12 protein-coding genes are annotated in these 14,579 nt (G+C 57.3%); all 12 read left to right on the plus strand.

The genetic code is table 11. The features are described from left to right. Positions 1–7 precede the first annotated feature (7 nt). The 12 genes from mraY (at position 8) to FJ695_RS12640 (ending at position 14,566) form a co-directional block, all read left to right on the plus strand. Positions 8–1,090 (plus strand): phospho-N-acetylmuramoyl-pentapeptide-transferase, encoded by a 1,083-nt coding sequence (mraY, locus tag FJ695_RS12585; protein ID WP_141185774.1) that lies wholly within the window; start codon positions 8–10, stop codon positions 1,088–1,090. A gap of 5 nt (positions 1,091–1,095) precedes the next feature. Next, positions 1,096–2,496 carry a UDP-N-acetylmuramoyl-L-alanine--D-glutamate ligase gene (gene murD, locus FJ695_RS12590; protein WP_141185775.1) on the plus strand — a complete coding sequence of 467 codons (1,401 nt, stop codon included), beginning with the start codon at positions 1,096–1,098 and terminating at the stop codon, positions 2,494–2,496. Then, positions 2,497–3,654, plus strand: coding sequence for an FtsW/RodA/SpoVE family cell cycle protein (locus FJ695_RS12595; RefSeq protein WP_141185776.1), 1,158 nt, complete (start codon positions 2,497–2,499; stop codon positions 3,652–3,654). Positions 3,655–3,671: 17 nt separating this feature from the next. Continuing rightward, entirely contained in the window at positions 3,672–4,778 is a 1,107-nt protein-coding gene (murG, locus tag FJ695_RS12600) for an undecaprenyldiphospho-muramoylpentapeptide beta-N-acetylglucosaminyltransferase (protein ID WP_141185777.1), read from the plus strand. Continuing rightward, entirely contained in the window at positions 4,775–6,190 is a 1,416-nt protein-coding gene (murC, locus tag FJ695_RS12605) for a UDP-N-acetylmuramate--L-alanine ligase (protein WP_141185778.1), read from the plus strand. Before murG ends, murC begins: the two co-directional genes overlap by 4 nt. Further along, the gene (gene murB / locus FJ695_RS12610; protein WP_141185779.1) at positions 6,187–7,146 is read left to right on the plus strand and encodes a UDP-N-acetylmuramate dehydrogenase; all 960 of its coding nucleotides are present in this window, start codon (positions 6,187–6,189) and stop codon (positions 7,144–7,146) included. Before murC ends, murB begins: the two co-directional genes overlap by 4 nt. A gap of 108 nt (positions 7,147–7,254) precedes the next feature. Beyond that, complete coding sequence (locus FJ695_RS12615) at positions 7,255–8,181, plus strand: D-alanine--D-alanine ligase (RefSeq protein WP_141185780.1); 927 nt, start codon at positions 7,255–7,257, stop codon at positions 8,179–8,181. Then, a complete protein-coding gene (locus FJ695_RS12620) occupies positions 8,169–9,083 on the plus strand; it encodes a cell division protein FtsQ/DivIB (protein WP_209011025.1) in 915 nt (304 codons plus the stop codon). Before FJ695_RS12615 ends, FJ695_RS12620 begins: the two co-directional genes overlap by 13 nt. Beyond that, complete coding sequence (ftsA, locus tag FJ695_RS12625; protein ID WP_141185781.1) at positions 9,080–10,402, plus strand: cell division protein FtsA; 1,323 nt, start codon at positions 9,080–9,082, stop codon at positions 10,400–10,402. The genes FJ695_RS12620 and ftsA overlap by 4 nt, the downstream gene beginning before the upstream one ends. Positions 10,403–10,514: 112 nt before the next feature. Further along, positions 10,515–12,272: a cell division protein FtsZ gene (gene ftsZ / locus FJ695_RS12630; RefSeq protein ID WP_141185782.1), complete on the plus strand. Its 1,758-nt coding sequence runs from the start codon at positions 10,515–10,517 to the stop codon at positions 12,270–12,272. Positions 12,273–12,529: 257 nt separating this feature from the next. Then, on the plus strand, positions 12,530–13,474 hold the full coding sequence (gene lpxC, locus FJ695_RS12635) for a UDP-3-O-acyl-N-acetylglucosamine deacetylase (protein WP_141185783.1): 945 nt from the start codon (positions 12,530–12,532) through the stop codon (positions 13,472–13,474). A 228-nt stretch (positions 13,475–13,702) separates the two neighbouring features. Further along, complete coding sequence (locus FJ695_RS12640; protein ID WP_247653830.1) at positions 13,703–14,566, plus strand: outer membrane protein assembly factor BamD; 864 nt, start codon at positions 13,703–13,705, stop codon at positions 14,564–14,566. Positions 14,567–14,579 lie beyond the last annotated feature (13 nt).

Below are 14,579 nucleotides of genomic sequence, written 5' to 3' on the forward strand. Positions count from 1 at the left end.
ACACCTGATGTTTTATTATCTCGGCCAGTTTGCCGATCAAATTTCTGCTCTGAATGTTTTCCGGTACATCACGTTCCGGACCGGCGCAGCAATCATGACAGCGCTGTTCTTCGTTTTTCTCTTCGGGCCTAAGATTATTTCCAGCCTGCGCATCCGTCAGGGGCATGGCCAACCGATCCGTGCGGATGGGCCTGAAAGCCATCTGACCAAAAAAGGCACCCCGACAATGGGCGGGTTGATGATCCTTTCCGGTGCGTTGGTGGCCGCATTGCTCTGGTCGGACCTCAGCAATCCTTATGTCTGGGTGGTTATCGGCGTAACCGTCGGCTTCGGCGCGATTGGATTTTATGACGACTATTTGAAAGTGACGAAGTCCTCGCACAAGGGATTCGGCGGTAAGGCGCGCCTTGGATTGGAGTTCTTGATTGCCGCGACCGCTGCCTTTTCGGTCACGATCCTGGATACATCTGAATTCTCGTCCGCGATCACCTTTCCCTTCCTGAAGGATTTCACGCTTAACCTTGGGATCATCTTCATCCCGTTCGCAGCGTTCGTGATGGTTGGGGCCGGCAATGCGGTGAACCTGACCGACGGTCTGGATGGGCTCGCGATTGTCCCGGTGATGATCGCTTGTGCTTCTTTCGGCCTGATCGCGTATCTGTCCGGTAACGCTGTCTTCGCAAATTACCTGCAGATCCATCATGTCTCTGGGACAGGCGAATTGGCGGTGATCTGCGGGGCGGTGATCGGGGCAGGTCTCGGGTTCTTGTGGTTCAACGCACCGCCCGCCGCGATCTTCATGGGGGATACCGGGTCTTTGGCGCTTGGCGGCATGATCGGTGCGATCGCCGTTGCCACCAAACACGAAATCGTGCTGGCGATCATCGGTGGCTTGTTTGTGCTGGAGGCGGTGTCCGTGATTGTCCAGGTTATGTCGTTCAAGCTGACCGGCAAACGGGTGTTCCGCATGGCACCGATCCATCACCATTTTGAAATCCAGGGTTGGACGGAAAGCCAGGTGGTGATCCGCTTCTGGATTATCTCGGTCGTCCTTGCCCTCATCGGCCTTGCCACGTTGAAGCTGAGGTAAGGCGCATGATCCCAATCACCACATTTGCAGGAAAAACCGTCGCGCTTTTCGGGCTCGGCGGTTCTGGTCTTGCGACCGCCAAGGCTCTGAATGCCGGCGGTGCACATGTGGTGTGTTTCGATGACAGTGAGACACGTGTTGCCGACGCAACATCGGTGGGCCTGATTACGCAGGACCTGAAAACACTGGACTGGTCTAGCATTGCCGCGTTGGTGCTCGCCCCCGGTGTTCCGCTAACGCATCCGGTGCCTCATTGGACCGTAGAGTTGGCGCGCGATGCCGGTGTTGAAGTCATTGGCGATGTTGAACTCTTTTGCCGGGAGCGGCGCAAACTTTGCCCGGAAGCTCCGCTGATCGCGATCACTGGGACGAACGGCAAGTCGACTACAACGGCATTGGTGACCCATCTTCTGAAAGAGCTTGGGCTTGATGTGCAGATGGGCGGCAACATCGGCACGCCGGTTCTGGAGTTGGAGCCGCCGCGGCCGGGCCGCCATTACGTGGTTGAGTGTTCGTCCTATCAGATCGACCTTGCCCCCACGCTTGATCCGACCGTTGGCATTCATATGAACCTGTCGCCGGATCACTTGGACCGGCATGGCACGCTAGAAAACTATGGGGCCATCAAGGAACGGTTGGTCGCTGGCGCCAAAGTGGCGATTGTCGGAGTTGATGACAGACTATCTTCCGCGATTGCCGACCGTTTGGAACTCGCGCGAAAGCCGGTGTGCCGGATTGCGGGTGAGCGGGAGCTAAGCGATGGTATCTATGCCCATCATGGCCGATTGATCGAAGCGCACGACGGCGCCCAGACTGAAGTGGCGTTGCTCGCAGGCATCGACAGTCTGCGCGGTGACCACAACGGCCAAAACGCGGCTGCTGCGTTTGCTTGTCTCAGAGCACTCGAAGTTCCTGGCGATAAGATCGCTGCGGCCATGACCAGTTTTCCAGGACTTCACCACAGGATGGAAGTTGTCGCCCGTCAGGGCCGGACTTTGTTTATCAACGACAGCAAGGCCACGAACGCCGACGCAGCAGCGCGGGCGCTGTCCAGTTTTGATCGGATCTACTGGATCGCAGGCGGGCGTGCCAAGTCTGGCGGCATTTCTTCGCTCGACGAGTATTTCCCGAAAATCGCAAAAACCTTCCTGATTGGGGAGGCGGCCGAGGATTTTGCCAAGACCTTGGAAGGCCGGGTGCCTTTTGCCATCAGCGGGACTTTGGCTCAGGCGGTTCAAGACGCAGCGGCCGAAGCTGCCGAAGATGGTGCTGAGGAAATCGCGATATTGCTGTCGCCAGCCTGTGCGTCCTTCGATCAATATGCCAATTTCGAATTGCGGGGCGCTGCTTTTGTAGATGCGGTGCGTGCCTTGCCGGGTGCTGGAAACACTCAGGAGGTCGCATAAATGGTGTCGCGCGCCGATCGCAGCCGGTTTGCCGAATGGTTTTGGACAGTGGATCACTATCTGCTGGCTGCCTTCGGCATTCTTCTCCTGTCGGGTGTGGTGTTTGCCTTTGCCGCAAGTCCGCCGGTGGCGGAACGCATCGGTGTTGAGACCTTCTATTTCGTCAAACGTCAAGCCATGTTCACCGTTCCTGCGCTTGGGATCATGCTCGCCGGATCGCTGATGACACCGCGCATGGTGCGGCGGGCCGCTCTAGTCGTGTTCGGCATATCCGTGGTGTTGTTGATCGCTACCCTGTTTATGGGCTTTGAAACAAAAGGTGCCCGGCGTTGGATCTATATTGCCGGAGTGTCGTTTCAGGCATCGGAATATCTGAAGCCAGCCTTTGTCATCCTGATCGCGTTTCTTTTGTCGGAAAGTGGGCGCCGGCGCGAAGTACCCGGTGTTCTATTTGCCTTTGTGCTGTTCGCGGTGTGCGCAATTCTCTTGGTTGCTCAGCCGGACTTTGGCCAGACAATGCTGCTCGGCATGGTGTGGGCCGCGCTGTTCTTTCTAAATGGAATTTCCTGGCTGATCATTGTGGCGCTCGGGATCATCGGCATTGCGGGGCTCTTTGCCGCTTATGCGTTTCTGCCGCATGTGACCAGCCGCGTGGATCGGTTCCTGGATCCGAGCACAGGCGACACCTTCCAGGTTGATACCGCCCTTGAATCCTTCATGTCCGGCGGCTGGTTCGGCCGCGGGCCAGGAGAGGGGACCGTCAAGCGGATCCTTCCGGATAGCCACGCCGACTTCATCTTTGCAGTTGTTGGCGAGGAATTCGGCGTGATTGCCTGTCTGCTCCTGGTGATCGTCTTTGCCTTTATCGTGATCCGGGGACTTCAACATGCCGGCCGGGATCAGGATGCCTTTGGACGGTTGGCGACGGCCGGGCTTGTAGTCCTGTTTGGCTTGCAGGCGACCATCAACCTGGCTGTGAACCTGCACCTTATTCCGTCCAAGGGCATGACCTTGCCCTTCATTTCTTATGGTGGCTCGTCGCTGCTCGCCTCCGCGATGAGCGCCGGAGCTCTATTGGCGCTCACCCGAAAACGGCCGCGGCCCATGGCCCGCGATACTGTCACGGTGAGCCGCCTGTCACCCTCGTCCTTGATGTAAGGCTTTGGCCCGAATTAATGAGTAAAACTGTTCTTCTTACAGCCGGCGGTACCGGCGGCCATTTGTTTCCTGCGCAAGCGCTTGCCTCCGAGCTGATCCGGCGGGGCTGGATCGTGGAGTTGGCTACCGATGAACGGGCCGACAAATATGGAACCGAATTTCCGGCCAGAAAAGTCCATATCATTTCGTCAGCGACGATTCGCGGCCGCAACCCGATTGCACTCGCCAAGACAGCTCTGAAATTGCTGTTCGGAACTCTGCAGGCGCGTAGGGTGATCAAGGATCTCAGGCCGGATGTGATCATCGGCTTTGGCGGGTATCCGACCTTTCCGCCAATGTATGCCGCGCGTCTCACAGGAACACCGTCGATCCTGCATGAAGCCAATGCGGTGATGGGCCGGGCCAACAAACTTGTGGCCAAAGGCGTGTCCGCGATTGCAACCAGTGTGCCGATTGATGGCTTGCCGGAAGATCTGTCCGCCAAACTGATAGAGACCGGAAATCCGGTGCGCGATGCGGTAATTGCTGCGTCGGAACTCAGCTACACGCCACCGCGTGAGGGCGGCGAACTGAATCTGTTGGTCTTTGGTGGATCACAGGGGGCGCGTTTTTTCTCAGACCTCGTACCACCAGCGCTTGAGAAATTGCCGGGAGACGTTCGGGCTCGATTGCGCCTTGTCCAGCAATGCCGTCCAGAAGATATGGACAGGGTCCAAAAAGCGCTCAACGATCTTGGCGTGAAGGCCGAATGCGCCTCGTTCTTTCAGGATCTGCCACAGCGCATCGCACAGTCTCATCTGGTGGTCTGCCGGTCAGGCGCGTCGTCTGTTAGCGAGCTGAGTGTTCTCGGGCGGCCATCCATCCTGGTGCCACTGCCAGGCGCGATCGATCAGGACCAGGCGGCAAACGCCAAAGTATTGGAAAAAGCCGGTGGAGCCTGGCCGATCCGGCAAATCGATTTCAATTCGGACCGGCTCGCCAAGGAAATCATGAGATTTATGGAGAACCCCGGCATGCTCGCCGAGGCCGCTGCGAACGCCAAGCGCGTTGCAAAACCAGATGCCGTTGAACGGCTGGCGGACCTTCTTGAAAAAGTTGCCGAGAACAAGGGAGAACGGCCATGAAGATGCCGCGCGACATCGGACCGGTCCATTTTGTCGGGATCGGTGGTATCGGCATGAGCGGGATTGCCGAAGTTCTGAAAACCCTCGGGTATCAGGTTCAAGGCTCGGATATGGCCGAGAATGCCAACGTGCTGCGCTTGCGGGCCAATGGTATTCCGGTGACGGTTGGCCACACTGCTGAAAACCTGGGTGAAGCGGAAGTGCTGGTCGTGTCGTCCGCGATCAAGAAGGACAATCCGGAGCTGGTCGCAGCGCGGGAAAAACTGATCCCTGTGGTGCGCCGGGCGGAAATGCTGGCCGAGTTGATGCGCTTCAAACAGGCGATTGCCGTTGGTGGTACGCACGGCAAAACGACGACCACATCCATGGTGGCCGCACTGCTGGATGCCGGAAACCTGGATCCGACAGTGATCAACGGCGGCATCATCAATGCGTATGGGACCAACGCCCGCATGGGTGAAGGCGACTGGATGGTGGTGGAGGCCGATGAGAGCGACGGCACCTTCGTCAAGCTTCCGGCAGATGTTGCCATCGTCACCAACATCGATCCGGAGCATCTGGATCACTACGGTGATTTTTCCGGGGTTCAGAAAGCCTTCCGGCAATTTGTCGAGAACGTGCCGTTCTACGGCTTTGCCGTGATGTGTCTCGACCATCCGGAAGTTCAGACGATGATTGGCAGCATCGAGGACCGCCGGGTTGTCACCTACGGCACCAACCCGCAGGCCGATGTGCGCTTTACCGATGTTTCCATGGATGGTGGCAAGTCGGTCTTCTCCGTGACAATCCGGGACCGGCGCACTGGGGAAGAGACAGAGCTCAATCAGCTCGTTCTCCCGATGCCAGGTCTTCACAACGTCTCCAACGCGACTGCTGCCATTGCGGTTGCCTCGCAGCTCGGCGTTTCGGCCGGCGATATCGAAAAGGGCATTGCCTCCTTTGGCGGCGTGAAGCGTCGCTTCACATTTACCGGCGATGCCGGCGGCGTTCAGGTGTTTGATGATTATGGTCATCACCCGGTCGAAATCAAAGCTGTGCTGCATGCAGCCCGCGAGTCCACCAGCGGCAAAGTGATCGCGGTCATGCAGCCGCACCGCTATACGCGCTTGCACAGCCTGTTTGACGATTTTTCCAATTGTTTCAACGATGCCGATGCGGTCGTCATCACGCCGGTTTATGAAGCTGGTGAGCAACCGATCGAAGGCGCGCAGCATACTGATCTTGTCTCGGGCCTGAAAACACGGGGGCACCGCCTTGCACATGCCGTTGATGGTCCAGAGGAAATACCGGCGCTGGTCAACGAACTGGCGGAGCCGGGAGACTTTGTCATCTGCCTTGGTGCTGGCAACATCACCCAGTGGGCTTATGCGCTTCCTGAACAGCTCGAAGCCTTGCAGAAGGAGGGGGCATGAGTTTCCCGGACCTTCTGGAGAAATATCCTGAGCTGGCCAATGGCACTCGCGGCAAGCTCACCCCCAATCAGCCACTCTCGGCGGTAACCTGGTTCCGCACCGGCGGCCCCGCGCAGTTGATGTTCCAACCGGCTGATGAAGATGACCTGGCAGCATTTTTGAAAAAGCTGCCAAAGGACATTCCGGTTCTGCCGGTCGGGCTTGGCTCTAACCTTCTGATCCGCGATGGCGGGCTGAAGGGTGTTGTCGTCCGGTTGAGCGCCAAAGGGTTCGGCCAAATCGAGGATCTCGGCGGCAACCGCCTGCGGGCAGGCGCTGCCGTGCCGGACAAGCGGCTGGCGGAAGCGGCAGCAAAGGCCGGCCTGGGTGGTTTTGCCTTTTATACCGGCATTCCAGGTGGTCTCGGTGGGGCTTTGCGCATGAACGCCGGCGCCCATGGTACAGAAACCTGTGAGCGCATGGTGGAGCTGACGGCCATCGACCGGGATGGCAACCGCCATGTCCTGACCAATTCGGACATGGGATACAGCTACCGGCATTCGGACGCCGGTAAGGACCTGATCTTTACGTCTGCCGTTTTTGAGGGTGTGCCTCAAGATGAAGCGGCGATCCGCGAGGAAATGGCCGCTGTTGTCGAGCACAGGGAAAAGGCGCAGCCGATCCGGGAAAAAACCGGCGGTTCGACCTTCAAGAACCCGGAAGGCAACTCGGCCTGGAAAGTCGTTGATGCAGCCGGATGCCGCGGGCTGATAGTTGGCGGCGCGCAAATGTCCGAAATGCACTGCAATTTCATGATCAATACCGGTGATGCTTCAGGCCACGACCTGGAACTGCTCGGCGAAACCGTCCGCGCTAAGGCGCTTGAGAACTCTGGCATCCGCCTGGAGTGGGAAATCAAACGCCTTGGCGAATTCGGCCCGCAAGGTGCCATCAAACCGTTTTTGGGGCAGGCGTAAGCGGGTCTTTGTGCCCGTATTTTGCCCAAAGTTTCCAGTAGTTGAGTTTTCCGGTCGGCCTAATCCGTTGGCGTGGCCGGACTTTTGTATAATTGGGAGATTCCGTCCATGACCAAGAAACATGTCGCCGTTCTGATGGGGGGATGGGTCAATGAGAGGCCGGTGAGCCTTGCAAGCGGAAATGGCTGTGCCGACGCGCTTGAAGAGGCCGGATACAAAGTCACCCGAGTTGATGTCGACCGGAACGTTTCCGCTGTTTTGAAAGAATTGCAGCCGGATGTGGCCTTCAATGCGCTCCATGGTCCGTTCGGCGAAGATGGCTGTGTTCAGGGAATATTAGAGTTTCTTAACATTCCCTATACGCACTCCGGTGTGATGGCATCTGCCCTTGCGATGAACAAAATCAAAGCAAAAGCGGTTATGGCGGCAGCTAGAATCCCGGTGACCGAACATAAGGTCGTCAACCGTCACGACATTGGCCGTGAACACCCTATGGAGCCGCCTTATGTGCTCAAACCCATCAATGAGGGATCCAGCTTTGGCGTGCTGATTGTCAAGGAAGATCAAGAGTTTCCGCCCCAGGAACTGCATCGCGATGACTGGCCGTACCCCGATGTCTTGATGTGCGAAAAGTTCATCCGCGGGCGCGAATTGACCTGTGCGGTGATGGAAGACAAGGCCCTTGGAGTCATCGATATCGTTCCGCTAGGGCATGAGTACTACGATTTCGATGCAAAATATGCAGAAGGTGGTTCAAAACACATTCTTCCTGCAAAAATTTCACCACTTGTTTACCAAACAGCGGAGACACTAGCGGTTAAGGCGCATCAGGCTTTGGGTTGCCGAGGGGTGTCCCGGGCCGATTTCCGATTCGACGAGCGCGAAGACGGAAGCGGGGACCTGATTTGCCTTGAAGTGAACACGCAACCAGGCATGACGCCGACCTCCCTTGTGCCGGAAATGGCCGCCTACAAGGGGATGAGCTTCAAGGACCTGGTAAGTTGGATGGTTGAGGACGCGAGTTGCTGTCGTTAGGTCGCAAACAGAAACGGGATGCTTTTGAGCCGCTGGAAGCCGAATTGGCTCCGCGCGGCCGCGGCGTTCCGCGTTTGCACCGTCAACCTGTTTGGCGGGCCGCAGGGCGGCTGGCCCATCTGCCGAACTGGGCCGGGTCTGCAGCTGCGCTGGGTTTCTTAACCTTAACGATTTCCTACGGAATAGTCATAGGCGGGCATGGACGCGTCGTCAGCGATGCACTGTTGTCAGCAGCCGGCTTCGGGATCGAGGCCGTCAAACTCTCCGGACAGCGGGAAATCAACGAATTCCAGATTCTCGAAGCGCTCGAGATTTATGATGGATCATCGCTGATCTTGTTTGACGCCGATGGCGCCCGTGAGCGGCTCAATGAGATGGCGTGGGTCAAGAACGCATCGGTGATGAAGTTCTATCCAAATACGCTGCAGATCCGTTTGGAAGAAAAGATCCCGTATGTGCTGTGGCAGCGCGGGGATCTGGTGTCGATTGTGAATGAAGCCGGTGACGTCATCACCGACGAAGTCGATGGCCGCTATGCCAACCTGCTGCTTGTGGTCAATCATGGCGCGCAGCGCCGGGCCGCAGAAATCAACGGTGCCCTACAGACCGTTCCAGAACTCCGCCCGCGGGTGCGCGCGGCCTTTTTGATCAGCGACCGCCGCTGGGATTTGAAACTTGAAAATGGGATTTCCGTCCGCTTGCCGGAAGAGAATATGGAAGCCGCACTGGCTGAATTGGTGAGAATGGACGAAGAAAGCGGGCTGCTGGCCCGAGATATCAAGGCAATCGACATGCGCTTGGCAGACCGTGTCACCGTCCGGTTAACGGATGATGCGGCCGAGCAGCGTAAGGTAATGACCGGCGGACGTGGCCGGTCGGGCAACGGAGGGCAGGACACATGAGCCGCTCCGATCAGCCCCTTTATCTTCCGAAAATGCGCCCACTACCGAGCCGACGCTCGGTGGTTATGTCCGTTTTGGACGTGGGGTCGACCAAAATCTGCTGCCTGATCGCCAAGCTGATCCCGCAGGACGAAAACGACATTCTCTCCAGCAGGTCCCACAAGGTGGAAGTGCTGGGCTATGGTTATCAGCGCTCGCGCGGCATTAAATCCGGCGTCGTCGTCGACATGGACGCAGCAGAGCATGCGATCCGCTTGGCTGTTGATAGCGCGGAGCGTATGGCGGGTGTCACTGTTGAAAGCCTGATTACCAATGTCAGCTGCGGCCGTCTGCAAAGCGAGATTTACAGTGCCAGTGTGCCGCTGTCTGGAGAGAGCGTTTGCGAAGCCGACATTCAGCGGGTTCTGTCTGCCGGCTCCAGCCATTCGGTCACTGAAGGCCGGGCAGTTACGCATGCCCTGCCGATCTCCTATACGCTCGACGGCAGCCGGGGCATCCGCGATCCGCGCGGCATGATGGGCCACAAGCTTGGCGTGGATATGCAGGTCGTGACCGCGGAAGTGCCGCCGGTCCGGAATATGGAACACTGCATCAACCGCGGCCATCTGCATGTTGAAACGATGGTAGCGACACCATTCGCAAGCGGACTGTCCACCATTGTCGACGACGAGGCCGAACTCGGCGTCGCCTGCATCGACATGGGTGGCGGCACCACAACGCTGTCTGTCTTTGTCGAAGGCCACATGGTGCATCTCGACGCCATCGCTGTTGGCGGCAATCATGTCACCATGGACATCGCGCGGGCGTTTGCAACGCGCCTGCAGGATGCCGAACGGCTGAAAACACTTTATGGCTCTCCGCTGGCCTCCAGCTCCGACGATCGGGACATGCTGACTGTTCCGCCGCTGGAGAGTGACAGCGATTTGCCAAATCAAATCCCGCGATCGGCGTTGACCCGGGTCATCCGGCCGCGCGTGGAAGAAATCCTAGAACTTGTGAGAGATCGGCTGACGGCGTCCGGCTTTGCTGGGCGCGTCGGAAAGCAGATCGTCCTGACGGGGGGTGCCAGTCAGCTCACAGGTCTTGGAGAGGTTGCGCGCCATATCCTTGGCCGCAACGTCCGTCTTGGCCGGCCTCTAGGCGTCGCCGGTCTTCCCGAGGCTGCAAAGGGTCCGGCATTCGCCGCGGCCGTTGGCCTCCTGATTTATCCGCAAGTCGCCCAGATTGAGCAGTTCGAGCACAAGAACAGCAGATCGGGGTGGGGCGGACAATCTGGCTATCTGGCCCGTATGGGACAGTGGATCAGGGAAAGCTTCTGAGCACATGACAGACGACAAGAGCCTAGAGTTGGAACTGCCAGGGATGGCAAACGAAATTAGGGAAGAAGAGGGTTCTCCCGTATCGGGGGCGCCCGCGGGTCGCGAGGATAACATGACCATTAACCTGAAGATGCCCGACATTCAGGAGCTGAAGCCCCGCATTACGGTCTTCGGCGTCGGCGGCGCGGGCGGAAACGCCGTCAATAACATGATCACAGCTGGCCTCCAGGGCTGCGACTTTGTCGTTGCCAATACGGATGCCCAGGCACTGGCGATGAACCAGTCCGACCGGCTCGTCCAGATGGGCGTGGCGGTGACGGAAGGTCTCGGCGCCGGATCTCAGCCAGAAGTTGGCGGGGCAGCGGCCGAAGAAGTGATCGACGAAATCAATGACCACCTGTCCGGGTCTCATATGGTGTTTATCACCGCCGGTATGGGTGGCGGCACCGGCACCGGTGCAGCGCCTGTCATTGCCCGCGCCGCGCGCGAACAAGGCATTTTGACAGTTGGTGTTGTGACCAAGCCGTTCCAGTTCGAAGGTGCGCGCCGGATGCGCATCGCGGACAGCGGTATCGAAGAGCTGCAGCAAAGCGTTGATACGCTGATTGTGATCCCGAACCAAAACCTGTTCCGGATCGCCAACGCGCAGACAACCTTTGCCGATGCCTTCGCCATGGCCGATCAGGTGCTTTATTCCGGCGTCGCCTGCATCACCGACCTTATGGTCAAGGAAGGTCTCATCAACCTCGACTTCGCCGACGTCCGCTCTGTGATGCGCGGCATGGGCAAGGCGATGATGGGTACTGGTGAAGCTTCTGGCGAAAAACGTGCTCAGCAGGCTGCTGAAGCGGCCATTGCCAACCCGCTGCTGGATGAATCCTCCATGAAAGGGGCGAAAGGTCTGTTGATCTCCATCACAGGCGGCAATGACCTGACCCTCTTTGAAGTGGATGAAGCAGCAACACGGATCCGCGAAGAAGTCGATGCGGATGCCAACATCATTCTAGGTGCGACCTTCGATGAGACGCTGGATGGTATTATCCGCGTGTCTGTTGTTGCCACTGGCATCGACCGTGAGGAGGGCCAAATGGCCGGGACATTTCCCGCCGCCGCTGCCCCCTCTCTGATGTCAGAAGCTTTTGTTGCTCCGCGCAAGCCGGAAATCCAGACCAAGCCGTCTCTGGCTGCCGCAGCGCCAAAACTTCAGGATGCTGCTGCAAAAGCCGTTGCCAACCTGGAAAAGGAACTGGCAATTCCGGAACCACAGCCGGTTGCCGTTGCCAGTGACCCGGATGTTGAGATCAAGAAGGTTCAGCCAGCCAGCACCCCGGTTGCTGAAACCACTTCCATGATCGATCTGGAAAACGACACGCCGGCACCGGTTGTCGATGAAGCGCCAATGGCGCAGCCATACATTCCGCCGGCAGCTGAAGAGCACGCGCCGGCACCGCGCATGCCGCGGGTGGAAGATTTCCCGCCGATCGCTCAGCGTGAGATCATGGCGAATACGGCTCCGGCCCCTGAAAGCGCACCGGTTGCTCAGCCGGAAACCGTAGCAGTTCAGACTGCTGAGTTGGCTGATGAGCTTGAGGGTGATGATGAGCGCCGCCCAATGGGTCTGCTGCGCCGTTTGGCCAGTGGTCTTGGCCGGCGTGAAGATGAAGAGGAGCATCATGAAGAGGCTCCTGCCCAGGATGTGCGTCCGGCTGCGCAAATGCGTGCGGCGCCACGGGCCCCACAAGCGCGCATGCAAAACGATGGTGCTGCAGGGCAACTGGATGCCACTGGACGTGCCGCACCGGCACCTGTGAGCCAGCCTGAAGACGATCAGTTGGAAATCCCGGCGTTCTTGCGCCGTCAGGCCAACTGATCCTATTTGCGGTCTTCTTCCCTGATCGCAGCGGCCCGAAGTTACAACTTCGGGCCGTTTTGGCATTGCCAACTTAAATGGTCATAAAAATCAAATGTTTGCTGGCCTGTGGATCGTTACAAACCGTAATAAAGCTTTATTTCGCCCTACCGTGAAATAGGACTATGTTCCCCGCAGCTGGTGATCGTTAAAAGTCCGTAACTTTGCATCTGCAAATGACAGACTATTCCGACACCAAACCGGAAGGGTAGGGGATTATGACCGCATATGTAGACCGACAGACAACGCTCGCCGACCAGGTGACGCTGACAGGTATCGGTGTTCATTCCGGTAAACCCGCCTCGATTACGTTGCTACCGGCCGAAGCTTGCGTGGGGATTGTGTTCTCCCGCACCGACAATGATGATTCACTCGAAGTTCCAGCCCTTTGGGACAAGGTTTCTGCAACAGCGCTTTGTACCGTTCTTGGTGATCCATCCAAGGACGGTATTTCAACTGTAGAGCACCTGATGGCTGCGCTTTTCGGCATGGGGATCGACAATGTGATTGTCGAGATCGATGGTCCGGAAATGCCGATCATGGATGGCTCCAGCCATGCGTTTGTTGAAGCAATTGAGCAGGTCGGCCTGAAGAAACTCGATCGCGGCCGCCGTTATCTAAAAGTCAAAAAGACTGTTCGTGTCGACAATGGCAGCGCCTGGTGTGAGCTGCACCCTTACGACGGCACGAAATTTGATATCACCATCGACTTCGATACCCCTGCCATTGGCCGCCAGGAATTTGTCTCGGACATGACACCGGACATATTCCGCACTGAGCTGTGCCGTGCGCGGACATTTGGTAATGTCAAAGATGTCGAGCAACTCTGGAAAATGGGTTTTGCTCTGGGGTCATCCTTGGAAAACTCTGTCGCGATTTCCGATGACAAGGTTCTCAATCCGGAAGGCACCCGCTGGCCGGATGAATTTGCCCGCCACAAAGCGTTGGACGCTGTTGGCGATCTGGCACTGGCCGGTCTGCCGATCTTGGGGCTCTATCGCTCCTTCAAGGGCGGCCATAAAATGAACCATTCCATCCTGGTCAAATTGTTCGAAGATCCGTCTTCTTTTGAAGTTGTCGAATCTCCTGCATTCCGTCAGGTAGGTCAGGTCGACAATGGTGGACTGGCAGCAGCTGCTGTGTTCGGCCCGGATGTTTCCTGAGTAGTGACCTCTGACTTAGCGGCGCATCAATCAACTAAATACAGCCGTTCCCCGCAATTCCCGTGCCTTGCCACAAAAAAGCTCAAAAAATCCGGCAGATCGCGTCTAGAAAAGCGTGACTGGGGCGGGTTGTTTCCGTTAAACACTCGTGTTGTTCGATTGAGGAATTTCCGCCTTTTATAAGTGCGGTGTGGAATTGGGCTGACAGTGCAGCCCGGGAGATAGGGTGTGAACGGAAGACATTACGGCTTTGCAGGGTGGGCAATTCCACATCTCAAGAGCATTTTCGCCCTTGCAGTTCTTGCAACGCCTTTGGCTTTGTCGGCATGCAGTGGCAAAGAAGAACTGGATGAGCTTGCGCTCAATGACACGCCGGCGGAAGTTCTGTTCAACGAGGGCCTCGCCTTGCGCGCTCAAGGCAAGTTCAGGGATTCCACGACCAAATTCGAAGAGCTCGACAAGCTTTATCCGTATTCGGAGTATTCTAAGAAGTCGCTGGTGAACCTCGCCTATCTGAATTACACGCGTGGCAAATACACCGAAACGGTGACGACGGCGAACCGGTTTGTGACGCTTTATCCTGGCGATGAAGATTCGGCCTATATGCTCTATCTCGTTGGGCAGAGTTATTATCACCAGATGCCAGACATCACCCGCGATCAAGCCACCACTGAGCGTGCTGCGTCCGCGTTTAGCGAATTGATCCAGCGTTTTCCGGAATCTGAATATGTGCCCGACGCGGAGCGCAAGCTTCTCATCGTGCAAGATCAGCTTGGCGGCAAGGAAATGCAGGTCGGCCGGTTTTACTTGAAGAAACGGAACTATGTAGCCGGTATCAATCGGTTCAAGACCGTGGTGACCAGCTATCAGACGACGCGCCATGTTGAAGAAGCCCTGTTCCGCCTTACCGAAGCTTATTATGCGCTTGGTGTGATCAGCGAAGCGCAAACAGCGGCAGCTGTCCTCGGCCATAACTTTCCGGATACACAATGGTACAAGGATGCCTATTCGCTTCTGAACAAGGGCGGATATTCACCGTCTGAAGACAGTGGCAGCTGGATTAGCCGCGCATTCAGGGGTATCAAGCTTTAGACCGACTCAGCCT

Origin of the sequence: Labrenzia sp. PHM005 (genome assembly GCF_006517275.1) — a bacterium.
In the GTDB taxonomy this organism is placed as follows: Bacteria; Pseudomonadota; Alphaproteobacteria; order Rhizobiales; family Stappiaceae; genus Roseibium.

Bases quoted from the DNA above. Each gene is read 5' to 3' on its own strand.
- mraY (WP_141185774.1), top strand. From the start codon at position 8: ATGTTTTATTATCTCGGCCAGTTTGCCGATCAAATTTCTGCTCTGAAT.
- murD (WP_141185775.1), top strand. From the start codon at position 1,096: ATGATCCCAATCACCACATTTGCAGGAAAAACCGTCGCGCTTTTCGGG.
- FJ695_RS12595 (WP_141185776.1), top strand. From the start codon at position 2,497: ATGGTGTCGCGCGCCGATCGCAGCCGGTTTGCCGAATGGTTTTGGACA.
- murG (WP_141185777.1), top strand. From the start codon at position 3,672: ATGAGTAAAACTGTTCTTCTTACAGCCGGCGGTACCGGCGGCCATTTG.
- murC (WP_141185778.1), top strand. From the start codon at position 4,775: ATGAAGATGCCGCGCGACATCGGACCGGTCCATTTTGTCGGGATCGGT.
- murB (WP_141185779.1), top strand. From the start codon at position 6,187: ATGAGTTTCCCGGACCTTCTGGAGAAATATCCTGAGCTGGCCAATGGC.
- FJ695_RS12615 (WP_141185780.1), top strand. From the start codon at position 7,255: ATGACCAAGAAACATGTCGCCGTTCTGATGGGGGGATGGGTCAATGAG.
- ftsA (WP_141185781.1), top strand. From the start codon at position 9,080: ATGAGCCGCTCCGATCAGCCCCTTTATCTTCCGAAAATGCGCCCACTA.
- ftsZ (WP_141185782.1), top strand. From the start codon at position 10,515: ATGACCATTAACCTGAAGATGCCCGACATTCAGGAGCTGAAGCCCCGC.
- lpxC (WP_141185783.1), top strand. From the start codon at position 12,530: ATGACCGCATATGTAGACCGACAGACAACGCTCGCCGACCAGGTGACG.